This window comes from Pseudomonas sp. N040, from assembly GCF_015637705.1.
In the GTDB taxonomy this organism is placed as follows: domain Bacteria; phylum Pseudomonadota; class Gammaproteobacteria; order Pseudomonadales; family Pseudomonadaceae; genus Aquipseudomonas.
Genome location: NZ_JADOBE010000005.1, coordinates 48,873 through 71,962 on the forward strand (window position 1 = coordinate 48,873; position 23,090 = coordinate 71,962).

Consider the following 23,090-nt stretch of genomic DNA (forward strand, 5'->3'; position numbering starts at 1 on the left):
AGTTCCTCGGTAGTGGGTGCTCAGCCGCGCGCGCGGATCACGGCGGCGGCGGTCGCCACATTGTGCGCCAGATGCTGCGGGTTGATGGTGCCGATGATCGCGCTGCTGGTGCCGGGGTGGCCGAAGATCAGTTCGAAGCTGGCGCGCAACGGGTCGCCACCCTCGGCCAGGCAGGCATGGCCGCTGGCCAGGGCCTTCTTGATCAGGATCGCCTTGCCGTGGGCGGCGGCGTAATCCAGCACGGGTTTTTCCGTCTGCTCGACGAGGTTGTAGGTGACCATCGCGCAGTCGCCCTGTTCCAGCGCCAGCAGCCCGCCGGCGACGGTTTTGCCGGACAGCCCGTAGCCGCCGATCTTGCCTTCCTGCTTGAGCGCCGCGAGGGTCTCGTAGATGCCGCTGTTGCGCAGGATCTCCACGTCATGCCCGTCGGAGTGCACCAGCAGCAGGTCAATGTGCTCGGTGTGCAGGCGGCGCAGGCTGCGCTCCAGCGAGAAGCGCGCATGCGCCGGCGAGAAGTCGAAGCGCGACTGGCCGTTGTCGAACTCTTCGCCGACCTTGCTGACGATCACCCAGTCCTGGCGCTGGCCGCGCAGCAGCGGACCGAGGCGTTCCTCGCTGTTGCCGTAGGCGGGGGCGGTGTCGATCAGGTTGATGCCCAGCTCGCGGGCCTGTTGCAGCAGGGCACGCGCCTCGCGGTCATCGGGAATGCGGAAACTGCCGGGGTATTTGACCCCCTGGTCGCGGCCCAGCTTGACGGTGCCCAGGCCCAGCGGAGAAACCCGCAGGCCGCTGGCGCCGAGCGGGCGGTGCAGGTCGTGCAGGCTCATGGCAGCAGCTCTTCCCAAGCCGGCCGCGCCAGTGGTGGCCTGGGCAGCGGCGGAGCGGCCGGGTGCTGGCCGGGGCGGATGCCGTCGCGCTGCAGCGCCGCGCAGACGCGCTCGCTGAGATCCGGGGCGAGTGCCAGCTTGGTCGGCCAGCCGACCAGCAAGCGGCCCTGGTCGGCGAGGAAGGCATTGTCCGGCCGCACCAGCCCGGATTGCGCCGGCTCGGCGCGGTCGACGCGCAGGGTGGCCCAGCGGGTTTGCGCTTGGTCTACCCAGGGCAGCAGTTCGGCCATTTCCTGTTGTGCGGCCTTGATCTGACTGGCTGCGTCGCGGGCGACACCGTCGGCTTCGGCCAGGTCGCCGCCGAGGTACCAGACCCACTGGCCGTCGGCGGCCGGATGGGTAGTCACGGTGACGCGCGGCTTCGGGCCACCGCCCAGGCAGTGCGCGTACAGCGGCTTCAGTGCCGGCCCCTTGGCCAGCACCATGTGCAGCGGGCGCAGTTGCTGGGCTGGCTGATTGACGCCGAGCGAAGCCAGTAGCTCGGCAGTGCCGGCGCCGGCGCTGAGCACGATGCGTTGGGCACGTACCGGCATGCCGTCGATCAGCAGTCCGCACAGTTCGCCGTTGTCCCGCAGCGGCTCGATGAGGCTGGCCGCGACCAGGCTGTCGCCGGCCAGCTCGGCCAGCCGGGCGATCAGGCTGGGCACATCCAGCACCAGCTCGGCGAGCCGGTAGACCTTGCCCTTGAACTTCGGGTGCTGCAGCGCGGGCGGCAGGTCGCTGCCCTTGACCTGGTCGACGCGGCCGCGCACGGCCTTGCTGGCGAAGAAGCTGGTGAGGTTGCCGGCGAGGGTGCCCGGCGACCATAGATAGTGCGATTCGGAGAGGATGCGCACGCCGCAGAGGTCCAGTTCACCGCTGCCAGCCAGCGCTTCGCGCCAGCGCCGGGGCATGTCGGCGATCGCCTCGGAGGCGCCGGTGAGGGCGCCGTGCAGGGCGTACTTGGCGCCGCCATGGATGATCCCCTGCGACTTCACGCTCTGCCCGCCACCGAGGCTGTCGCGCTCGACCAGCAGGGTGCTGTAGCCCAGCCGGCGCAGGCGCGCATTCAGCCAGAGGCCGGCGATGCCGCCGCCGACGATGAGGATATCGGTGGAATGGGTCTGGGGCATGATGCCGTGCGCCGCCTTACTTGGAACTGACAGGCCGGCAGTATAACCGCACTGCGCGGCTTGATCGCTGCGCCGATGGCGTGCTCAGTGCACGGTGGTGCTGGAGAACAGCTGCATGACGGTGACGCCGCCAACGATCATGCCCATGCCGATCAGCGCTGGCAGGTCGAGCTTCTGCTGGTACAGCACGACCGCGGCAATGCTCACCAGGACAATGCCCATGCCCGACCAGATGGCATAGGCGACTCCCACCGGCACGGTTTTCACCACCAGGCTGAGCAGGAACAGCGACACCGGATAGCCGACCACCACCAGCAACAGGGGCAGCGGCTTGTTGAAGCCGTCGAGGGCCTTCATCGAACTGGTGGCGATGACTTCGAGGACGATGGCGATGGTCAGGTAGAGGTAGCCGGGCATTGACTGCTCCGTTGCGGGTTGCACAGGGCGGGCATGGTAGCAGGCAGTTGACGGCTGCCGCGAGGCTGGTGGCGGCGTAGGCCGTTGTTGCGGCGCCTGTTAAGCTTGCGGCCCATGAACAGATTTCTCTACAGCCTGCTGTTGCACCTGGCCCTGCCGCTGATCGTCCTGCGCCTGCTCTGGCGTGCCTGGCGCGCGCCGGCGTATGCGCGGCGGATCGCCGAGCGTTTCGCCTGCGGCTTGCCACCACTGCGCCCCGGCGGCATCTGGGTGCATGCGGTGTCGGTGGGCGAAAGCATTGCCGCCGCGCCGCTGGTACGCCAGCTGCAGGCGCGCTACCCGGACCTGCCGGTCACCGTCACCTGCATGACCGCGACCGGCTCCGAGCGCATCCGCGCGCTGTTCGGCGACAGCGTGCAGCACTGCTATCTGCCCTACGACCTGCCGTGGGCGGCCCGGCGTTTTCTGCGCCGGCTGCAGCCGCGCCTGGCGATCATCATGGAAACCGAGCTGTGGCCCAATCACGTGCACCAGTGCGCGCTGCGGAGCATTCCGCTGGCGCTGGCGAATGCGCGGCTGTCTGAGCGGTCGGCGCGAGGCTATGCGCGCTTTGCCAAACTGACCGCGCCGATGCTGGCTGAGCTGAGCCTGATTGCGGTGCAGACCGAGGCCGAAGCACAGCGCTTTCGCAGCCTCGGCGCGCGCGCCGACTGCGTGCAGGTGACCGGCTCGATCAAGTACGACCTGAGTATTGCGGCGGAACTGCCGCAGCGGGCGGCGGCGCTGCGCCAGCAGTGGGGTGCCGCGCAACGGCCGCTGTGGATCGCCGCCAGCACCCACGCCGGCGAGGATGAAATCGTCCTGGCCGCCCACCGGCAGTTGCTGGCGCAGCAGGCGGATGCCCTGCTGATCCTGGTGCCGCGCCACCCGGAGCGCTTCAACGGCGTCCTCGAGCTGTGCCAGCGCGAAGGTTTTGCCACGCGCCGGCGCTCCCGCGGCGAGGCGCCAGACGCCGATACCCAGGTGCTGCTCGGCGACACCATGGGCGAGCTGCTGTTCCTCTATGCGCTGGCCGATAGCGCCTTTGTCGGCGGCAGCCTGGTGCCGAATGGCGGGCACAACCTGCTGGAACCGGCGGCGCTGGGACTGCCGGTGCTGGCGGGGCCGCACCTGTTCAACTTTCTCGAGATTGCCGCGCAGTTGCGTGCGGCTGGCGCGCTGCTGGAAGTGCGCGACGCCGGGGAGCTGGCGGGCGCGGTGGCGCGGGTCTGGCAGCAGCCGGCAGTGGCGCAGCAGATGCGCGATGCCGGCCGGGAGGTGCTGCAGCGCAACCAGGGCGCCTTGCAGCGCCTGCTGGATGGGCTGGCCAGGCTCTGTCCGCGTTAGCCGTTGAACGTGCGTTTGTAGGGTGGGTTAGCCGCGCAGCGGCGTAACCCACCATCGCTGCCAACGGCATCACCGTGGCCGGCCTTGCGGCCGGTTGGTGGGTTACGGCCTCTGGCCTAACCCACCCTACGCCCACCCTACGCCCAGCCTGCGTTCTGTGCCCAACAGGTAACCGCGACATAGCAATAAAAAACGCCGGCAGCGCCGGCGTTTTTTATGGGCAAGGCTCAGATCCCTGGATCGGCCTGCAGCTGCAGTTTGGCGTCCTTGTCCACGTCTGGCGGCAGGAAGTCCTTGTCCGGGTCGTAGGTCGCGCTGAGGTACTTGTCCAGTTCCTGCAGGTCGGACGGGCTGAGCGTGCCGGCGGTCAGCTTCAGGCGCAGGTTGGAGAGGATGTAGGCGTAGCGCGCGGTGTTGTAGTTGCGCACCGAGGCGAACAGCTGGCGCTGGGCATCGAGCACGTCGACGATGTCGCGGGTACCGACTTCATAGCCGATCTGGGTGGCTTCCAGGGCGCTCTTGTTGGAAACGATGGTCTGCTTGCGTGCGCCGACCTGTTCGACGTTGCTGTTGACCGCGCGGAACAGGTCGCGGGCATTCTGCACCACCTGGCGGCGCAGGCTTTCCTGCTGGAATTCGGTCTGTTGCAGGACGTCATAGGACTGACGAACCTGCGAACTGGTCAGCCCGCCGCTGTAGAGCGGCACGTTCAGTTGCACGCCGATCGAGCTTTGCTCGGCATCGCTGCCATAGGGGGCAATGGTGGTGAGGGGCGACATGCCGGAATTCACAAAGCCCAGGCTGTCATTGTCGCCCTTGGCATAGCTGGCCACGGCGTTGACCGTTGGTGCGTGGCCGGACTTGCTCTTGTTGAGGCTCTGCTGGGCGGCTTCGAGGGCGAAATTGCTGGCTTGCAGTTGCAGGTTCTGGCGGGTCGAGGTGTCGACCCAGGCCTGCGCATCGAGGGGGGCTGGCGGCAGGATTGGCAGCGTGTGCATCAGGCCGGAGATACCCGGATAGGTCTGGTTGGTCAGGGTGGTGAGTGCCTGGAAGGCATCTTCGACGAAGCGTTCGGAGAGCAACCGGTTGGCCTTCGCCGTGTCATGGCTGGCTTGCGCCTCGAGCACGTCGGTCTTGTCGGACAGCCCCACGTCAAAGCGCTCGGTGGCCTGGTCGAGCTGGCGCTTGAACGCAGCCTCCTCGGCCTTGCTGGCGGCCAGGTTGTCCTGCCGCTCCAGCACGTTGTAATAGGCTTCGGCAGTTTGCAGGATCAGGTTCTGCTGGACGGCGGAAAACTCCACGGCAGCCTGTTCGCTGGTGGCGTTGGCAGCCTTGAGCTGGAACCACGCGGCCGCGTTGAACAGTGGCTGGCTGAGGTTGGCCTGGTAGCTGTTGCCGCTGCGCTCGAGGGTGAGTGCCGGCTGGTCGAGGCTGGTGCGGTTGTTCTGGTTGATCAGCGCGCCATTGAGTTGCGGCAGCAAGGCCGACATGGCTTGCGGTACCGACTCCTGGCGGGCGGCCAGTTCGGCGCCGGCTGCAGCGAGGTCGGAGTTGTTTTTCACCGCGGCCTTGTAAACACCCATCAGGCTGGTTTGGGCGGCCGGTGTTGGTTCTGCCCAGCTTGGCGTGGAAACAATGGAGGCAATGGCCATGGCCAGTGAAAGTCTGCGCAACATGCGGAATTCCTGATATTCGAGGTTATGCGCAAGGCTACGGGCGCCGGCTGCGGGGGTCAAGCCGGGCGGCCAAGGATGGGTGACTGGTTTGCAACAAGCTATGTTGCCTGAGCGCAACAATCATCGGCTGCCGGCCTGGATTTGTCTGTTTTTACAGATAATGGCCTGCCGGTGTCCACCGGCATGGCTTAAGCCGCTGTGCTTGATTAGACTGTGCAGGTTCTTGTCGGGGTGCCTTGTGTCGAGGCTGAGATCGAAATGTTTCGGATCCCGTTGAACCTGATCAGGTTAACGCCTGCGTAGGGAACAAGATTTCTCGGTTTTTGCGACGCAGCAGTACCGAGACCTCTCGCGCCGGCTCCGGCGCCCCCCCCCCCCGCCCTCAGGTTGACTCCGACAATTCTTGCCCTGGCCGCAATGATGGAGAGTCATCCGATGAGTGCACACGAAAACAATCTCAGCCCCAAGCACCTCAGCGAGAGCGCGCGGGTTGACCAGCAATCCGTACAACCGTTTCCGCGCTCGCAGAAAATCTATGTGCAGGGTTCGCGCCCGGATATCCGCGTGCCGATGCGCGAGATCAGCCTGGACGTGACGCCGACCGGCTTTTCTGGAAATGGGCTTGGCGAGATCAACGCGCCGGTCACCGTGTACGACACTTCCGGCCCCTACACCGATCCGGCCGTGCAGATCGACGTGCGCCAGGGTCTGGCCGATGTGCGCAGTGCTTGGATCGACGATCGTGGCGACACCGAGAAGCTGCCGGGGCTGAGCTCCGAGTTCGGTCAGCGCCGCCTGCACGACGCCGAGCTGACCGCCATGCGTTTCGCCCATGTGCGCAACCCGCGCCGGGCCAAGGCCGGAGCCAATGTCAGCCAGATGCATTACGCGCGCAAAGGCATCATTACCGCAGAGATGGAATACGTGGCCATCCGTGAAAACATGAAGCTGCAGGAAGCCCGCGCCACCGGCTTACTGGAGGCCCAGCATGCGGGGCAAAGTTTCGGCGCCAGCATCCCGAAAGAGATCACTGCCGAATTCGTTCGCGAGGAAATCGCCCGCGGCCGCGCCATCATTCCGGCCAACATCAACCACACCGAGCTGGAGCCGATGATCATCGGCCGCAACTTCCTGGTGAAGATCAACGGCAATATCGGCAACTCGGCGCTGGGTTCCTCCATCGAGGAGGAAGTGGCCAAGCTGACCTGGGGTATCCGCTGGGGTTCGGACACGGTGATGGACCTGTCCACCGGCAAGCACATCCACGAGACCCGCGAGTGGATCATCCGCAACTCTCCGGTACCAATCGGCACCGTGCCGATCTATCAGGCGCTGGAGAAGGTCAACGGCGTGGCTGAAGACCTGACCTGGGAGCTGTTCCGCGACACCCTGATCGAGCAGGCCGAGCAGGGTGTGGACTACTTCACCATCCATGCCGGTGTACTGCTGCGCTATGTGCCGCTGACCGCCAAGCGCGTCACCGGCATCGTTTCCCGTGGCGGCTCGATCATGGCCAAGTGGTGCCTGGCGCACCACAAGGAGAACTTCCTCTATACGAACTTCGAGGAAATCTGCCAGATCATGAAGGCCTACGACGTCAGCTTCTCGCTGGGCGACGGCCTGCGTCCGGGCTCGATTGCCGACGCCAACGACGCCGCCCAGTTCGGCGAACTGGAAACCCTCGGTGAGCTGACCAAAATCGCCTGGCAGCACGATGTGCAGACCATGATCGAAGGCCCCGGGCACGTGCCGATGCAGCTGATCAAGGAGAACATGGACAAGCAGCTGGCGTGCTGCGACGAGGCACCGTTCTACACCCTCGGCCCGCTGACCACCGACATCGCGCCGGGCTACGACCACATCACCAGTGGCATCGGCGCGGCGATGATCGGCTGGTTCGGCTGCGCCATGCTCTGCTACGTCACGCCCAAGGAGCACCTGGGCTTGCCGAACAAGGATGACGTGAAGACCGGCATCATCACCTACAAGATCGCCGCGCATGCCGCCGACCTGGCCAAAGGCCATCCGGGCGCGCAGATCCGCGACAATGCCCTGAGCAAGGCGCGCTTCGAGTTTCGCTGGAATGACCAGTTCAACCTCGGCCTGGACCCGGATACCGCGCGCAGCTATCACGACGAGACCCTGCCCAAGGACTCGGGCAAGGTCGCGCACTTCTGCTCCATGTGCGGGCCGAAGTTCTGCTCGATGAAGATCACCCAGGAAGTGCGCGACTATGCCAGGGACAAAGGCTTGAGCGATGAGAGCAAGGCCGTCGAGGCCGGCTTCAAGGAGCAAGCCGAGCGCTTCAGGGAGGAGGGCGCGGTGATCTACAAGCAGGTATAAAACCTGCGCTGACTCCAGCCCTTCATTGCGCGGAAGGGCTTTTCTATTTCTCTGAGGCCATGCCCGTGAACAAACCCGATTACTCTCCCAGCCTTGCCGTGCCGCTGACCCAGCGCGTATTCGGTGCCCGTGACCTGCTCGCCCTGTGGTTCTCGCTGGGCATGGGGCTGATGGTATTGCAGGCTGGTGCGCTGCTGGCGCCGGGCCTGGGCTTTGCCAGCGCGTTGCTGGCGATCCTGCTTGGCGTGGCGGTGGGCGCGCTGTTGCTCGGCGCGGTCGGGGTGATCGGCAGCGACACCGGCCTGGCCTCGATGGCCGCACTCCGGCTCAGCCTGGGGCATCACGGCGCCGCCTTGCCGGCGCTGCTCAACCTGCTGCAGCTGGTCGGCTGGGGCGCCTTCGAAATCATGGTCATGCGCGATGCCGCCAGCCTGCTGGCCGGCAAGGCCTTCGGCGCGGCCAGCGGCTGGAGCAACCCGGGCCTGTGGACCCTGGTGTTCGGCGCCCTGGCCACCCTGCTGGCGGTGGCCGGGCCGCTGGCCTTCGTGCGGCGCGTGCTGCGCCGCTGGGGTATCTGGCTGCTGCTCGGCGCCTGCGCCTGGCTAAGCTGGAACCTGTTCAGTCGCGCCGACCTGACTGCACTGCTGGCGACCCGCGGCGATGGCTCGATGTCGTTCGCCCTGGGCTTCGACCTGGCCATCGCCATGCCGTTGTCCTGGCTGCCGCTGATCGCCGACTACTCGCGCTTCGGCCAGCGTGCCGGCAGTGTCTTCGTCGGTTCGGCGCTGGGCTTCCTGCTCGGCTGTGTGTGGCTGATGGGGCTGGGCGTGGCCTACACCCTGGCGTTCGCCAGCCCGGATGAAGCCAACAGCCTGCTGCTGGCGCTGGCCGGCGCCGGCCTGGGTATTCCGCTGCTGCTGATCCTGCTCGACGAGTCGGAGAAGGCCTTTGCCGATATCCACTCGGCGGCGGTGACCGGCAGCACCCTGCTGTCGCTCAAGGTCGAGCACCTGGCCCTGGCCATCGGTGCGCTGTGCACGCTGATCGCCTGGCTGGCACCGCTCAGCGAGTACGAGGGCTTCCTGCTGCTGATCGGCTCGGTGTTCGCGCCGCTGTTCGGCGTAGTGCTGGTCGATCACTTCATCCTGCGCCGCCGGCGTGCCGAGCTGGCGCCGCGCGTCGCGCTGCGCTGGGACACCTTGCTGGCCTGGGGCTGTGGCGTGGCGGTGTATCACCTGCTGGCGAATTTCGCCGCGGACCTCGGCGCCACCCTGCCGGCGCTGGTGGTTGCCGCCGTGTTGCAGGGCGTTTTCGGCGCGCTGGGCCGGCAGAGGGGGTGATGGCAGGCGCTGGACTTGTGGGTCGTTGCCGGTCTTTTGGGTGAGCGCAGGGGGACCGTAGGGTGGGCTTCAGCCCACCATTTGGCGCTGCCTGGTTTGGTGGGCTGAAGCCCACCCTACGCCCACCCTGTGCTGCAGGCTACTTGCTCTGCAGGGCTTGCCTGACGAAATTCAGGCGGTCCTGGCCAAAGAACAGTTCATCACCGACGAACATGCTCGGTGCGCCAAATACGCCGCGTTTCACCGCTGTTTCGGTGGTGGTCTTCAGTGCTTCCTTCACCTCCGGCGCGTTTGCCATGCGTAACAGTGCCGCTGCATCGAAACCAGCGCTGCTCAGAAGTTTGCCCAGCACCTCAGGGTCGCCCAGATTGAGGCCATCCACCCACAGGGCATTGAAGATCAGCGCGATGAAGGCTTCGAACCGCTCCGGCAGGTGCATTTGCACGGCGGTGGCGCCGCGCATCAGGGTCAGCGTATTGATCGGGAAGTGCGGATTGAACTGCATGGGCACCTTGTAGTGTTTCGCGTAGCGCTGCAGATCCTGCAGCATGAAGCGGCCCTTGCTGGGGATGGTTACAGGTGAGGCATTGCCGGTGGCCTGGAACACCCCGCCGAGCAGCATGGGGCGATATATCAACGTGGCACCGGTTGCGGCGCAGATGCCCGGCAGCTGGGTCCAGGCCAGGTAGGTGGTCGGGCTACCGAAATCGAAATAGAACTCGACGGATTTGCTCATGAAGGTTTCCTTTTCTGCTGAGGCCTATAGCTGACAGGGCGAGGGCGTTGGCTTACCAGTGCTCGCGCCACGGGCGCAGGTCCAGTTCGAAGCTCCAGGCGTCGCGTGGCTGGCTGTGCAGGAACCAGTAATTGTCGGCGATGTGCTGCGGGTTGAGGATGCCGTCCTGGTCCTTCAGCGCATAGCGTTCGGGGAAGCCGTCGCGGATGAAGGCGGTGTCGATGGCGCCATCCACCACCACGTGGGCGACATGGATATTCAGCGGGCCGAGTTCGCGCGCCATGCTCTGCGCCAGGGCGCGGATGCCGTGCTTGGCCCCGGCGAAGGCGGCGAAGTTGGCGGCGCCACGCAGGCCGGCGGTGGCGCCGGTAAACAGGATGGAGCCACGCCCGCGTTTGACCATGCGCCGCGCCACGGCCTGGCTGGTGAGAAAGCCGGCGAAGCAGGCCATTTCCCAGATCTTGAAGTACTTGCGCGCGGTTTCCTCAAGGATGCTGCAGGGGACGTTGGCGCCGATATTGAAGACGAACGCCTCGATCGGGCCGATCGTGCTTTCGATCTGCTCGACCAGTGCGGCTACTTCGTCTTCCTTGCGCGCGTCGGAGGCAAAGCCGTGGGCTTCGCCGCCGGCTGCGCAGATCTCCTCGACCAGCGGCTGCAGCTTGTCCGCGCTGCGCCGGGTCACGCAGGCGATGTAGCCCTCGCGGGCGAAGCGTTTGGCAATCGCGCCGCCGGTGGCATCGCCGGCACCCACCACCAGTACCACTTTCTTTTCATTGGCTTGTGAAGTCATGGAGCACCTTTAATAAACGATCGTTAGGTGAACGAACGTTATGCTACGATCAGCATATGGTCAAGCGACAAATCAAAAGAGGGTGAAGCCATGCGCTATTCGGCCGAGCACAAGGCGCAGACGCGCGAAAAACTGCTGCGCAGCAGTGGTGCAATCGCCAAGCAGGGGGGCTTCGCCAACGCCGGCGTGGATGGCCTGATGCAGGCCATCGGCCTGACCGGCGGCGCGTTTTACAGCCACTTCGCCTCGAAGAATGCACTGTTCGCCGCGATCGTCGAGCGCGAGCTGAGCCACAGCCTCGAACGGCTGGGGGAGAAGGCCGAGGGCGGGCGCGACAAGCTGCAGCGCTGCCTCGACCTGTATCTGAGCATGGCGCATGTCCGCCAGCCGGACAGCGGCTGCGCCATTCCGACGCTGGGTGCCGAAATTGCCCGGGCGGACATTGCCGTTCGCGAACAGGCCGAGCACTGGCTGCTGCAGCTGCAACAGGCCTGGGCGAAAGTCCTGGAAGACGATGCGCTGGCCTGGGCGATCCTGGCCCAGTGCGTCGGCGCCCTGCTGCTGGCGCGCATGCTGGCCACGCCGCAGCGGCAGGAGCAGGTGCTGCAGGCCAGCCGGGAGCTGCTCGGCGATCTGCTGGCGGAGCCACCCGTGGCTGCCGTGTAGCAATGCGCCGCGTTGAGGCTGTGCAGGGCGGCACCAGGTCTGATAGGGTCACGCAGACAGAATAATTCATGCGCGGGTCGAGCGGCCTGCGCTGTTCAGGGGTGCCGTCATGACCGGGCAGATGTCGCAGCAGGATGTCGAGGTGATCGAGCGTGAGCCGTGTTTCCGCGGCTTCTACCGGCTCGATCGACTGCACCTGCGGCATCGCCAGTTTGACGGCAGCATGGGCCCGCGCCTCAGTCGCGAGCTGTTTGTGCGGCATGATGCGGTCTGCGTGCTGCCCTATGATCCGCAGCGGGATGTGGTGGTACTGATCGAGCAGTTCCGCGTTGGCGCCCTCGACAAAAGCCCTAATCCCTGGCTGCTGGAACTGGTGGCCGGGCTGATCGACAAGGACGAGCAACCCGAAGAAGTGGCCCGGCGTGAAGCGCTCGAGGAGGCCGGCCTGAGCCTGGGTGCGCTGTGGCCGATCACCGCCTATTATCCTTCGCCGGGCGGCTCGGACGAGCGCGTGCACCTGTTCGTCGGACGCTGCGACAGTGCCGGCGCTGGCGGCATTCATGGGCTGGCGGAGGAGGGCGAGGACATTCGCGTGCATGTATGGTCGCTCGAGGATGCCTTGCAGGCCGTCCGCGATGGCCGCATCGACAATGCCGCGAGCATCATTGCCCTGCAATGGCTGGCGCTGAACCGGGCCGAGGTCAGGGGGCTGTGGCAATGACGCTGCTGCGCGAGCGCTACCGGGTCGATCTGGCCGGCCTGCAAAGTACCTGCGAGCGCAACTATGTGCGCCTCATGCGGCTGTTGCCGGAGATGCGCGCCGGGCAGGTTTCGCGACGCGTGGCAGTCAGTCGCGGCGAGCATCTGCTCGGCGTGCTCAGGCTGGAAGTACTCGAGGTCAGCCCCTATACCACCACGCTGCACGTGCAGCAGGAGCAGCAATTGCCCTGGTTGCCATTGCCGCGCCTGGAGGTGCGGGTCTACCACGATGCGCGGATGGCCGAGGTGGTGGTGGCGGACAACACCCGGCGTTTGCTCAGCCACTATCCCTACCCGAATGCAGCCATGCACCAGCCGGATGAAAAGACCCAGCTCAACGTGTTCCTCGGCGAGTGGTTGAGCCACTGCCTGGCTTGCGGCCATGAGCTTGAATCACATTTTTGACAACTGTTGGCGTCATTCCGTTGGCGGGAAGGCTCGCGGCGCCAATTAATTCTTGCCGATGTTTTTAATCTGTGAGGTTTTCCCGCTTCGCGGGTTTACCTGCGCTGGCGCCAGCCACCATAATTCGCCCGATCCCTTTCAGGAGATGGCGCTTGCCGAGCAGAACCGCCCCTGCGGCCGATTCGGTGCTGCTGGTCCAATTATCCGACAGCCACCTGTTTGCTGACGCAGACGGACGCCTGCTGGGCATGGAAACCCGCGACAGCCTGCAGCAGGTGATTCAGCGAGTGCTGGACGAGCAGCCGCAGGTCGACCTGCTGCTGGCCAGCGGCGACATCTCCCAGGATGGCAGCGAGCAGGCGTATCAGCGCTTTCGCCAGATGGCCGCGCAGATCCGGGCGCCACAGCGCTGGGTTGCCGGCAATCACGATGATCTGCCGACGATGCGCCAGGTCTGTGCCGGCTCGCCCGAGCTGGATCCGGTGGTCGATCTGGGCGGCTGGCGCATCATCCTGCTCGACTCCAGCATTCCCGGCGCAGTCCCCGGGCATTTCTCCGCGCAGCAGCTGGCCTTGCTCGAGCAGGCGCTGGCCGACGCCGGTACGCGGCATGTGCTGGTCAGTTTTCACCACCACCCGGTGGCTGTCGGTTGTCGCTGGCTGGAACCCATCGGCGTGCGCAATCCGGCCGCCCTGTTTGCCGTGCTCGACCGCTACCCGCAGGTGCGCGCGCTGCTCTGGGGGCACATCCATCAGGAGATCGACCAGCAGCGCAATGGCGTGCGCCTGCTGGCGTCGCCATCTACCTGCGTGCAGTTCGCCCCGGGCAGCGAGGAGTTTCAGGTAGATCACGAAGCCCCCGGGTATCGCTGGTTGCGCCTGTTTGCCGACGGGCAGCTGGAAACCGGTGTGTCACGCGTCCGGGACATCGATTTCGAGATCGATTACACCATCAAGGGCTACTGAACCGGCGCTGCGCATGACTGCGCTTGCCGGCTGCACCCGATAGCTTGTAGCCTCCGGTGCCATGATAAAAATACTTTATATCCACGGCTTGAACAGTTCGCCTGCTTCCACCAAAGCCCAGCAATTGCTGCATGCCATGCACCGCATGGGGATCGCCGAGCGGCTTTACCTGCCAGCCTTGCACCATCAGCCGCGGCTGGCTGTCGAGCAGCTCGAAGCCATCATTGCCGGGGCCGGCCAACCAGTGCTGGTCGGCAGTTCGCTGGGTGGCTACTATGCGACCTTCCTCGCCCACCGGCATGGCCTGAAAGCGCTGCTGATCAACCCGTCGGTGCGCCCGCATCTGTGTTTCGATGGCTGTCATGAGTGGCAGACCAATTACTACACCGGTGAGCGCTGGCTGCCGACCGAAGAGCACCTGCAGGCGCTGGCCGCGCTGGAAGTGCCCGCCCCGCAGGATCCGCAGCGTTGCCAGGTGTGGCTGCAGACGGCCGACCAGACGCTGGATTACCGTGAAGCCGAGCACTACTACCGGGCCTGCGCCCTGCGCATCCAGGCCGGTGGCGATCACGGCTTTGCCGGCTTCGCGGAGCGGCTGCCGGCGTTGTTTGCCTTCGCCGGGCTGGAGCACAGCCTCTGGCGGGATACCGATTTTTCACACTGAGGCAGTGCCGGGCCCGTCCCGCGAGTCGCTGCAGCAGGTTCAATACATTCGTCACGCCAGCCGGCTGGTTGGCCACAGGGAGGACACCGGTTTGTTGAAATCAGTCTCGCAGGGCCTCGCTGGCCGCCAGCGCGCAGGAGTGCGTTGAGATGAGCAGCAGTTCCTATAACGCCGATGCCATCGAGGTACTTTCCGGGCTTGACCCGGTGCGCAAGCGCCCCGGCATGTACACCGATACCACGCGGCCCAATCACCTGGCCCAGGAAGTCATCGACAACAGCGTCGACGAAGCGCTGGCCGGCCACGCCCGCTCGATCCAGGTCATCCTGCACGAGGATGCTTCGCTGGAAGTGCTGGATGACGGTCGCGGCATGCCGGTCGACATCCACCCCGAGGAGGGCGTTTCCGGGGTCGAGCTGATCCTCACCAAGCTGCATGCCGGGGGCAAGTTCTCCAACAAGAACTACGAGTTTTCCGGTGGCCTGCACGGGGTCGGCATTTCCGTGGTGAATGCGCTGTCGACCCAGGTCGAGGTGCGCGTCAAGCGCGACGGCAACGAATACCGCATGACCTTCGCCAATGGCTTCAAGGCCAGCGACCTGGAAGTGATCGGCACGGTGGGCAAGCGCAACACCGGCACCAGCGTGCGTTTCTGGCCGGACGGCAAGTATTTCGATTCGCCGAAGTTTTCCCTCAGCCGGCTGAAGCATGTGCTCAAGGCCAAGGCCGTGCTCTGCCCGGGGCTGACGGTCAGCTTCACCGACAAGAACAGCGGCGAGCAGGTCGAATGGCATTACGAGGACGGCTTGCGCTCCTACCTGATCGATGCGGTCAGCGAGTATCCGCGGCTGCCCGACGAACCGTTCTGCGGCAGCCTCAAGGGCAACAAGGAGGCGGTGGACTGGGCCCTGCTGTGGTTGCCCGAAGGTGGCGAGGCGGTGCAGGAAAGCTACGTCAACCTGATTCCCACCGCGCAGGGCGGCACCCACGTCAACGGCCTGCGTCAGGGCCTGCTGGATGCCATGCGCGAGTTCTGCGAGTTCCGCAGCCTGTTGCCGCGCGGGGTCAAGCTGGCGCCGGAGGACATCTGGGAGCGGATAGCCTTTGTGCTGTCGATGAAGATGCAGGAGGCGCAGTTCTCCGGGCAGACCAAGGAGCGCCTGTCCTCCCGCGAGGCCGCCGCCTTTGTTTCCGGGGTGGTCAAGGACGCCTTCAGCCTGTGGCTGAACGCCAACCCGGAGCTCGGCCTGCAGCTGGCCGAACTGGCCATCAGCAATGCCGGGCGCCGTCTAAAGGCTGGCAAGAAGGTCGAACGCAAGCGGATCACCCAGGGCCCGGCACTGCCGGGCAAGCTGGCCGACTGCGCGGGGCAGGAGCCGATGCGCGCCGAACTGTTCCTGGTCGAGGGGGATTCCGCCGGTGGTTCGGCCAAGCAGGCGCGCGACAAGGAATTCCAGGCGATCCTGCCGCTGCGCGGCAAGATCCTCAACACCTGGGAAGTCGACGGCGGCGAAGTGCTGGCCAGCCAGGAAGTGCACAACATCGCCGTGGCCGTCGGTCTGGATCCGGGCTCCAGCGACCTGAGCCAGCTGCGCTACGGCAAGATCTGCATCCTCGCCGACGCCGACTCCGACGGCCTGCATATCGCCACCTTGCTCTGTGCATTGTTCGTGCGGCACTTCCGCCCGCTGGTGGACGCCGGCCACGTGTATGTGGCGATGCCGCCGCTGTACCGCATCGACCTCGGCAAGGAAATCTTCTACGCCCTCGACGAAGCCGAGCGTGACGGCATCCTCGACCGGCTGGTGGCCGAGAAGCGCCGCGGCAAGCCGCAAGTCACCCGTTTCAAGGGCCTCGGCGAGATGAACCCGCCGCAGCTGCGCGAAACCACCATGGACCCGAATACCCGCCGGCTGGTGCAGCTGACCCTGGAGGATTTCAGCGCCACCGAAGAAATCATGGACATGCTGCTGGCGAAGAAACGCGCCGGCGACCGCAAGTCCTGGCTGGAAGACAAGGGCAACCTGGCCGAGGTGCTGGCTTGATCGATGAACCCTTGCCCGGCCAGCGTGCCGGCCGGGTGATGCTGATCATTGCCTGGCTGGTGGCGCTGCTGCTGGCGGCCTGGCTGTTCGGCAACTGGGAGGATGGCCGGCGCAATCCCAACCAGGCGCCGCAGTCGCGGCATGGCGAAGGCTTCATCGAGGTGCAGCTGGCCAGCGGCAAGGGCGGCCACTACCTGCTCGACGGGCAGATCAACGGCAGCGGCGTGACCTTCCTGCTGGATACCGGTGCGACTCAGGTGGCGATACCGCTGGAAGTGGCCGAGACACTCGGCCTGCAGAAGGGCGCGCCGATCCGGGTGCACACCGCCAATGGCAGCGCCACCGGCTGGCGCACCAGCATACAAAGCCTGCAGCTGGGGGATATCCGCCTGCAGCAGGTGGCCGCGATCATCGTGCCGAAGATGCCGGGCGGCCAGGTGCTGCTGGGCATGAGCGCACTGAAACAACTCGAATTTACCCAGCGTGACGGCAGCCTGGTGCTGCGCCAGAACGCTGCGTTACCTGAAGAAGTGGAATGACCTTATGAGTGAGTCTCTGGATTTGAGCATGGATGGGGTGGAGCGGCGCTCGCTGGCCGACTTCACCGAACAGGCTTATCTCAACTATTCGATGTACGTGATCATGGACCGCGCCCTGCCGCACATCGGCGATGGCTTGAAGCCGGTGCAGCGGCGCATCGTCTACGCCATGAGCGAGCTGGGCCTGGATGCCGACTCCAAGCACAAGAAGTCGGCGCGCACCGTCGGCGACGTGCTCGGCAAGTTCCACCCGCACGGCGACTCGGCCTGCTACGAGGCCATGGTGCTGATGGCCCAGCCGTTCAGCTACCGCTACACCCTGGTCGACGGCCAGGGCAACTGGGGTGCACCGGACGATCCGAAGTCCTTCGCCGCCATGCGCTACACCGAGGCGCGGCTGTCGCGCTATTCGGAAGTACTCTTGACTGAACTGGGTCAGGGCACGGTGGACTGGGTGCCGAACTTCGACGGCACCCTCGATGAGCCGGCGACGCTGCCGGCGCGGCTGCCCAACCTGTTGCTCAATGGCACCACCGGGATCGCCGTGGGCATGGCCACCGACGTGCCGCCGCACAACCTGCGCGAAGTCGCCAGCGCCTGCATTCGCCTGCTCGACGAGCCGGGCGCCACGGTCGAGCAGCTCTGCGAGCACATCCAGGGGCCGGATTTCCCCACCGAGGCGGAAGTCATCACCCCGCGCGCCGACTTGCTGAAGATCTACGAAAGCGGCCGCGGCTCGGTGCGCATGCGCGCCGTGTACCGCGTCGAGGACGGCGACATCGTGGTCACTGCGCTGCCGCACCAGGTCTCCGGGGCCAAGGTGCTGGAGCAGATTGCCGCGCAGATGCAGGCGAAGAAGCTGCCGATGGTCGCCGACCTGCGCGACGAGTCCGATCACGAGCACCCCTGCCGCATCGTCATCATCCCGCGCTCCAACCGGGTGGATGCCGACGAGCTGATGACCCACCTGTTCGCCACCACCGAGCTCGAATCCAGCTACCGGGTCAACACCAACGTCATCGGCCTGGATGGCAAGCCGTCGGTCAAGGACCTGCGTACCCTGCTGAGCGAGTGGCTGGTGTACCGCGTCGGCACCGTGCGCCGGCGCCTGCAGTTCCGCCTGGACAAGGTCGAGAAGCGCCTGCACCTGCTGGAAGGCCTGCTGGTCGCCTTCCTCAACCTCGACGAAGTCATCCACATCATCCGCACGGAAGACTCGCCCAAGCCGGTGCTGATGGCCCGCTTCGGCCTGAGCGAACTGCAAGCCGACTATATCCTCGACACCCGCCTGCGCCAGCTGGCGCGCCTGGAAGAGATGAAGATCCGTGGCGAGCAGGACGAGCTGGCCAAGGAGCGCGACAAGCTGCTGGCCCTGCTCGGCAGCGAAGCCAAATTGAAGAAGCTGGTGCGTGCGGAAATCCTCGCCGATGCCGAGAAGTACGGTGACGATCGGCGTTCACCGATCGTTTCCCGCGCCGAGGCCAAGGCCTTGTCGGAAAACGAGCTGCTGCCGACCGAACCGGTCACCGTGGTGCTCTCGGAAAAGGGCTGGGTGCGCTGCGCCAAGGGCCATGACATCGACGCGACGGGGCTTTCCTACAAGGCCGGTGACGGCTTCAAGGCCGCTGCACCGGGGCGCTCCAACCAGTACGCGGTATTCATCGACTCGACCGGCAGGAGCTACTCGCTGCCCGCTCATTCGCTGCCCTCGGCGCGTGGCCAGGGCGAGCCGCTGACCGGCCGGTTGATGCCGCCGCCGGGCGCTACGTTCGAGTGCCTGTTGCTGCCGGATGACGAGGCCCTCTACGTGATCGCCTCGGATGCCGGCTATGGCTTCGTGGTCAAGGGTGAGGACCTGCAGGCCAAGAACAAGGCCGGCAAGGCCCTGCTCAGCCTGCCGGCCGGTGCCCTGGTGGTACCGCCCAGGCTGCTCGGCAACCGTGAAGAGGACTGGCTGGCGGCGGTGACCACTGAAGGTCGCCTGCTGGTGTTCCCGATCCGCGACCTGCCGCAACTGGGCAAGGGCAAGGGCAACAAGATCATCGGCATTCCCGGTGAACGGGTGGCCAGCCGCGAGGAATACCTGACCGGCCTGGCCGTGCTGCCGGGTGGCGCAACCCTGGTGCTACAGGCCGGCAAGCGTACCCTGTCGCTCAAGGCCGACGACCTGGAACACTACAAGGGTGAGCGCGGGCGGCGTGGCAACAAGCTGCCGAGGGGCTTCCAGCGGGTGGATGGCCTGCTGGTGGAGTGACGCCAGTGCGGAACACCGGCGGTTGCTTCGCGCCGACGAATTTGTCGGGATCTGCCACTACACTGAAGCAGCGCTTTGCCGATGCCGGCCCTTGCCGGAGTGGGACTATTTCAGGAGTTTTGCCATGAGTGACTCAGCCAGTGAAGAACGCCGGCGCTTTCGGCGCATCGACTTCGATGCCCGCATCCACCTGTTCCAGGGTGAACGCAGCTGGCCCGTCGAGCTGTACGACATGTCATTCAAGGGCCTGCTGGTGGAATGCCCGCCGGGCTGGGATGGCGACCCGGAACAACCGTTCATTGCCGATATCGAGTTGAGTGAAGACGCGCATATCCAGATGGAGGTGCAGCTGGCACGCCAGCAGGAAGACCAGCTCGGCTTCGTTTGCCGGCACATCGACCTGGATTCGATGATGCATCTGCGCCGGCTGGTCGAACTCAACCTCGGCGATGAGCGCCTGCTGGAGCGCGAACTGTCGATCTTCGGGCAGGAAAGCTGAAGCCCGGCCAGCGCCGGGGTTGCTTCGGGGTGGCGGTACTCATTCAAACAGCGCATCGAGGGCCTGCTCAAGGCGCGTAACGGCGATCACCTGCAAGCCGGCAGGGGCCTCCTTCGGCGCATTGCCCTTGGGCACGATGGCACGCTTGAAGCCATGTTTGGCCGCTTCCTTGAGTCGTTCCTGGCCACTCGGCACCGGGCGGATCTCGCCGGACAGGCCGACCTCGCCAAACACCAGCAGGTCGTGTGGCAGCGGTTTGTTGCGCAGGCTGGAGATCACCGCCGCCAGCAGCGCCAGGTCGGAGGCGGTTTCCAGCACCTTGACCCCGCCGACCACGTTGAGAAACACGTCCTGATCGTAGGTCGGAATACCGCCATGCCGGTGCAGCACGGCCAGCAGCATGGCCAGGCGGTTCTGGTCGAGGCCCAGGGTGACCCGCCGCGGGTTGCCCATGTGGCTGGTGTCGACCAGCGCCTGCACTTCCACCAGCATCGGCCGGGTGCCTTCCCAGGTGGCCATCACCACGCTGCCGGGAACTTCCTCCTGGGCGCGGGTGAGGAAGATCGCGGAGGGGTTGGTGACTTCCTTGAGGCCCTTGTCGGTCATGCCGAACACGCCCAGTTCGTTGATCGCGCCGAAGCGGTTCTTCACTGCTCTGAGCAAACGCAAGCGGCCGTCGGACTCGCCCTCGAAATACAGCACGGTATCGACCATGTGCTCCAGCACCCGCGGCCCGGCCAGCGCGCCTTCCTTGGTCACATGGCCGACCAGGAAGATCGCCGTGCCACTCTGCTTGGCGTAGCGCACCAGCAGTGCCGCACTCTCGCGGACCTGGGCCACGCCGCCGGGGGCGGACTGCAGTTGTTCGGTAAAGATGGTCTGGATCGAGTCGATCACCATCACCTTGGGCCGCTCGCGCCTGGCGGTGTCGATGATCACCTCGATGCAGGTCTCGGTCATCACCTTCAGCTGGTCCTGTGGCAAGTCCAGGCGCCGCGCGCGCATCGCTACTTGCTGCTGGGATTCCTCGCCGGTCACGTAGAGTGCCGGCAGGCGCTGGGCGATATTACACAGGGTCTGCAGCAGGATGGTCGACTTGCCGATGCCCGGGTCGCCGCCGATCAGCACTACCGAACCGTCCACCAGGCCGCCGCCGAGTACGCGATCAAGCTCGCTGGAGGAGGTCGAAAAGCGCGGCACTTCCTCGACACTGACCTCGGCCAGGGTCTTCAGTTGCGCTTGCTCCCCGGCCCAGCCGGCCCGCCCGCTGGGCGCGGCCGTGTGCGCTTCGATCAGGGTTTCGCTGAGGGTGTTCCAGGCCCCGCAATCGCCGCACTGGCCCGCCCATTTGGGAAAGGTGGCGCCGCATTCGGTACAGCCATACATGCGCTTGGCCTTGGCCATCGGTCGCTCCTGGACGGAAAAATAGCGATCATACAGGCCCGCCGGCAAACCCTCACGAGCGAACTGCGCAGCGGCTGTGCAAAGACCCCGGGTCGACTATCCTGAATCAGACCAATGCCCTGCAAGACTGCCCTGCGTTGCTTGCAGCAGCCATACAGCGTTCGCTGAGGAGGTCTCCCATGCACTCGCCGGCCCACCCCTTCCACCAGTTGTTCGAGCAGCTCGGCCTGCCCAGCGACGACGCGGCTATCCGCGCTTTTCTCAAGGCCAACAGCCCGCTCGCCGAGCACCTGGAGCTGGCCGCTGCGCCGTTCTGGACCCCGGCCCAGGCCAGTCTGCTGCGCGAGGCGATCAGCGAGGATGCCGACTGGGCCGAAGTGGTCGATGCGTTGAGTCTGGCCCTGCGCGAGCCGGCGGCGGGCTGAGCCTGGCAGTGACCGGCTCCGGTGTGGCCCGTTGCGGTCTGTCCCGGCCGACGCAAGCGTCAGCGCCGCCGACTGGCGAACCCTTCCGCCCAGACGGCGTGCCAGATGAAGAGCCGCTGCGGCGAGCTCAGTGGGCGCGGCGTGCTCGGCATGACCGGCAAGGCCTGAAGGAAGTCGCCAGGCGCCTGCACGGCCTGGCGGACGCTCAGTTCTGCCTGGCCTTCTCGCGCGCTGCGAGCTTCTCCTCGGCCAGTTTGTAGACCACGTAGTACTTGTAGATGTTGCCCACGTAATCCACCGTCTCGCGGCCGACGATGCGCGCTGCCGCCTGCTCGACGTTGCCGAACCAGACGTTCGGGTCCAAGCCCGACTTCTTCGCCAGCCGGCGAAACTTCATCAGGTTGCCCGGGCCGGCGTTGTAGGCAGCGAAACTGAGCAGGGTGCGGTTGACCGGCGTCAGCTCCGGATCATCCAGGTAGGTGTCGGAGAGCAGGCGCAGGTACTTGCTGCCGGCCTCGATGTTCTTGTCGGCGCTCTTGTCGATGCCACTGATACCCACCGCGGGGTCGGCGGCGGTGCTCGGCAACAGCTGCATCACCCCGACTGCACCGGCGCGGCTGCGTGCGGCCTGATCCAGCTGCGACTCCTGGAAGCCCTGGGCCATCAGCATGAGGTGATCAAAGTCGTAGGTGCCGGCATGCTTCTCGAATAGCCCGGCCAGGGCATTGAACTTCTGCATCTCGGCTTCGGAGGTGGCATTGAGCACGCGCTTGCTGTTCTTGATGTAGCGCTTGAGCATGATGTTGCCGAACTCGCTGCCGGCCTTGTGCTGCTTGCCGAATTCGTTCAGCGCCGCCTTCAGCTGCGGGCTGTTCTTGCGGATCGCATAGCTCACCTGACCGCCTTCATTCAGGTAGAAGCCGTCATGAATCACCATGTCGGTATACAGCGGCTGCCACAGCTCGGCGATATAGCTATCCGCCACGGTGATGCCGAACAACCCGGCATTGACCATCTGCAGCAGGTCCTCGGTTTCCAGGTTCTCGTTGGCCGGCATGATCTTAACCGGTTCCAGGCCTTCTGCCTTGAAGCGCTTGTTCAGCTCGACCAGATGCTCGAAGTAGCTGCTCGATGGCCGCACATAGACTTCCTGCCCGGCCAGGTCCTCCAGCTTGCTGATGGGCGGCGCGCCGGGCCCCGTGACGATCGCCTCGCGGACGTTGCTGACCGCCGCATCCATGAAGTCGACCGTCTTCAGGCGGCCCTCGGTGATCGTCAGCCCGCCAGCCGCCAAATCGCCATAGCCGGCCACCAGTTTGGGCAACAGTTCGTTGCGCGCAGTGGGAATCAGCATCACCTGCCAGCGCTGGGACTTCTCCGGGAACGGTCGATGCTGGTTCAGCCACTTTTCCAGGGCCTTGCCGTATTCGTAGGCAATGCCCTGCTGCTGGCCGCGATCGACCTGATAGAAGGTCTTGCTGTAGGGCACCAGGATGCGCACCGTGCGGCTCGCGCGCATGCCGTCGAGGTCGCCGATCCAGGCCGGCGGTACCGGCAGGACCATCGAGTCCACTTCGGACTCTTCCGCGGCCGTCAACTGCGCCGGCGGCAACTCCGCGACTTGTTCCGGCAGCTGCTGCTCCGCAGTCTGGGCCTGGGCCTTGCCCGGCTCGGCCTGGTCGCAACCGATGAGGAACAGGCTGAACAGCAGGTAACAGAGCGCACGTCGCATGATTGAATCTCCGTGGTTGAAGCGGGCCTCGCGGCCGTTCCGT

Annotated in this window: 21 protein-coding genes and 1 riboswitch; of the genes, 13 read left to right on the forward strand and 8 right to left on the reverse strand. The window is 65.5% G+C overall.

The features are described 5' to 3' along the window. Nucleotides 1–20 precede the first annotated feature (20 nt). From ISX93_RS08860 to ISX93_RS08870, 3 genes are all read right to left on the reverse strand, one after another. Nucleotides 21–827 carry an aldo/keto reductase gene (locus ISX93_RS08860; protein ID WP_195778368.1) on the reverse strand — a complete coding sequence of 269 codons (807 nt, stop codon included), beginning with the start codon at nucleotides 825–827 and terminating at the stop codon, nucleotides 21–23. Continuing rightward, nucleotides 824–1,999: an NAD(P)/FAD-dependent oxidoreductase gene (locus ISX93_RS08865; protein WP_195778369.1), complete on the reverse strand. Its 1,176-nt coding sequence runs from the start codon at nucleotides 1,997–1,999 to the stop codon at nucleotides 824–826. Before ISX93_RS08865 ends, ISX93_RS08860 begins: the two co-directional genes overlap by 4 nt. A gap of 84 nt (nucleotides 2,000–2,083) precedes the next feature. After that, nucleotides 2,084–2,416 carry a DMT family transporter gene (locus ISX93_RS08870; protein ID WP_195778370.1) on the reverse strand — a complete coding sequence of 111 codons (333 nt, stop codon included), beginning with the start codon at nucleotides 2,414–2,416 and terminating at the stop codon, nucleotides 2,084–2,086. Between the two features lie 114 nt (nucleotides 2,417–2,530). On the opposite strand from ISX93_RS08870, the gene waaA reads away from it, so the two are divergent. Continuing rightward, nucleotides 2,531–3,802: a lipid IV(A) 3-deoxy-D-manno-octulosonic acid transferase gene (gene waaA, locus ISX93_RS08875; protein WP_195778371.1), complete on the forward strand. Its 1,272-nt coding sequence runs from the start codon at nucleotides 2,531–2,533 to the stop codon at nucleotides 3,800–3,802. 227 nt (nucleotides 3,803–4,029) lie between these two features. On the opposite strand, the gene ISX93_RS08880 is transcribed toward waaA, so the two are convergent. Next, on the reverse strand, nucleotides 4,030–5,478 hold the full coding sequence (locus ISX93_RS08880) for a TolC family outer membrane protein (RefSeq protein ID WP_195778372.1): 1,449 nt from the start codon (nucleotides 5,476–5,478) through the stop codon (nucleotides 4,030–4,032). A gap of 217 nt (nucleotides 5,479–5,695) precedes the next feature. After that, nucleotides 5,696–5,801: riboswitch (TPP riboswitch) on the forward strand. Between the two features lie 112 nt (nucleotides 5,802–5,913). Between ISX93_RS08880 and thiC the strand changes: the two genes are divergently transcribed. Together thiC and cytX are read left to right on the forward strand one after the other, a co-directional pair. Further along, nucleotides 5,914–7,821, forward strand: coding sequence for a phosphomethylpyrimidine synthase ThiC (gene thiC, locus ISX93_RS08885; RefSeq protein ID WP_195778373.1), 1,908 nt, complete (start codon nucleotides 5,914–5,916; stop codon nucleotides 7,819–7,821). Nucleotides 7,822–7,886: 65 nt separating this feature from the next. Then, nucleotides 7,887–9,161, forward strand: a complete 1,275-nt coding sequence (cytX, locus tag ISX93_RS08890; RefSeq protein ID WP_308705311.1) for a putative hydroxymethylpyrimidine transporter CytX — start codon at nucleotides 7,887–7,889, stop codon at nucleotides 9,159–9,161. Between the two features lie 139 nt (nucleotides 9,162–9,300). Here the strand turns inward: cytX and ISX93_RS08895 are convergent, their stop codons facing one another. After that, nucleotides 9,301–9,897 (reverse strand): 2-hydroxychromene-2-carboxylate isomerase, encoded by a 597-nt coding sequence (locus ISX93_RS08895; protein WP_195778375.1) that lies wholly within the window; start codon nucleotides 9,895–9,897, stop codon nucleotides 9,301–9,303. 52 nt (nucleotides 9,898–9,949) lie between these two features. Next, complete coding sequence (locus ISX93_RS08900; protein WP_195778376.1) at nucleotides 9,950–10,690, reverse strand: SDR family oxidoreductase; 741 nt, start codon at nucleotides 10,688–10,690, stop codon at nucleotides 9,950–9,952. A 90-nt stretch (nucleotides 10,691–10,780) separates the two neighbouring features. Between ISX93_RS08900 and ISX93_RS08905 the strand changes: the two genes are divergently transcribed. From ISX93_RS08905 to ISX93_RS08945, 9 genes are all read left to right on the forward strand, one after another. Further along, a complete protein-coding gene (locus tag ISX93_RS08905) occupies nucleotides 10,781–11,356 on the forward strand; it encodes a TetR/AcrR family transcriptional regulator (protein ID WP_195778377.1) in 576 nt (191 codons plus the stop codon). Nucleotides 11,357–11,465: 109 nt separating this feature from the next. Beyond that, nucleotides 11,466–12,077 (forward strand): ADP-ribose diphosphatase, encoded by a 612-nt coding sequence (gene nudF, locus ISX93_RS08910; RefSeq protein ID WP_229732124.1) that lies wholly within the window; start codon nucleotides 11,466–11,468, stop codon nucleotides 12,075–12,077. After that, the gene (locus tag ISX93_RS08915) at nucleotides 12,068–12,520 is read left to right on the forward strand and encodes a DUF1249 domain-containing protein (protein WP_195778378.1); all 453 of its coding nucleotides are present in this window, start codon (nucleotides 12,068–12,070) and stop codon (nucleotides 12,518–12,520) included. Before nudF ends, ISX93_RS08915 begins: the two co-directional genes overlap by 10 nt. 152 nt (nucleotides 12,521–12,672) lie before the next feature. Next, nucleotides 12,673–13,485 carry a 3',5'-cyclic-AMP phosphodiesterase gene (gene cpdA, locus ISX93_RS08920; protein ID WP_229732126.1) on the forward strand — a complete coding sequence of 271 codons (813 nt, stop codon included), beginning with the start codon at nucleotides 12,673–12,675 and terminating at the stop codon, nucleotides 13,483–13,485. A gap of 61 nt (nucleotides 13,486–13,546) precedes the next feature. After that, nucleotides 13,547–14,149 carry a YqiA/YcfP family alpha/beta fold hydrolase gene (locus ISX93_RS08925; RefSeq protein WP_195778379.1) on the forward strand — a complete coding sequence of 201 codons (603 nt, stop codon included), beginning with the start codon at nucleotides 13,547–13,549 and terminating at the stop codon, nucleotides 14,147–14,149. 149 nt (nucleotides 14,150–14,298) lie between these two features. After that, nucleotides 14,299–16,194 carry a DNA topoisomerase IV subunit B gene (parE, locus tag ISX93_RS08930; protein ID WP_195778380.1) on the forward strand — a complete coding sequence of 632 codons (1,896 nt, stop codon included), beginning with the start codon at nucleotides 14,299–14,301 and terminating at the stop codon, nucleotides 16,192–16,194. Nucleotides 16,195–16,232: 38 nt separating this feature from the next. Then, on the forward strand, nucleotides 16,233–16,733 hold the full coding sequence (locus tag ISX93_RS08935) for a retropepsin-like aspartic protease family protein (protein ID WP_195778615.1): 501 nt from the start codon (nucleotides 16,233–16,235) through the stop codon (nucleotides 16,731–16,733). A 4-nt stretch (nucleotides 16,734–16,737) separates the two neighbouring features. Continuing rightward, the gene (gene parC, locus ISX93_RS08940; RefSeq protein WP_195778381.1) at nucleotides 16,738–18,987 is read left to right on the forward strand and encodes a DNA topoisomerase IV subunit A; all 2,250 of its coding nucleotides are present in this window, start codon (nucleotides 16,738–16,740) and stop codon (nucleotides 18,985–18,987) included. A 124-nt stretch (nucleotides 18,988–19,111) separates the two neighbouring features. Beyond that, a complete protein-coding gene (locus ISX93_RS08945) occupies nucleotides 19,112–19,486 on the forward strand; it encodes a PilZ domain-containing protein (RefSeq protein WP_195778382.1) in 375 nt (124 codons plus the stop codon). A 39-nt stretch (nucleotides 19,487–19,525) separates the two neighbouring features. On the opposite strand, the gene radA is transcribed toward ISX93_RS08945, so the two are convergent. Then, nucleotides 19,526–20,890 carry a DNA repair protein RadA gene (gene radA, locus ISX93_RS08950; RefSeq protein WP_195778383.1) on the reverse strand — a complete coding sequence of 455 codons (1,365 nt, stop codon included), beginning with the start codon at nucleotides 20,888–20,890 and terminating at the stop codon, nucleotides 19,526–19,528. A gap of 179 nt (nucleotides 20,891–21,069) precedes the next feature. Between radA and ISX93_RS08955 the strand changes: the two genes are divergently transcribed. Next, nucleotides 21,070–21,315 carry a DUF2789 domain-containing protein gene (locus ISX93_RS08955; RefSeq protein WP_195778384.1) on the forward strand — a complete coding sequence of 82 codons (246 nt, stop codon included), beginning with the start codon at nucleotides 21,070–21,072 and terminating at the stop codon, nucleotides 21,313–21,315. A gap of 205 nt (nucleotides 21,316–21,520) precedes the next feature. Here ISX93_RS08955 and ISX93_RS08960 read toward each other — a convergent pair whose 3' ends face one another. Further along, nucleotides 21,521–23,047, reverse strand: a complete 1,527-nt coding sequence (locus tag ISX93_RS08960; protein WP_195778385.1) for a lytic transglycosylase F — start codon at nucleotides 23,045–23,047, stop codon at nucleotides 21,521–21,523. Nucleotides 23,048–23,090: the final 43 nt, after the last annotated feature.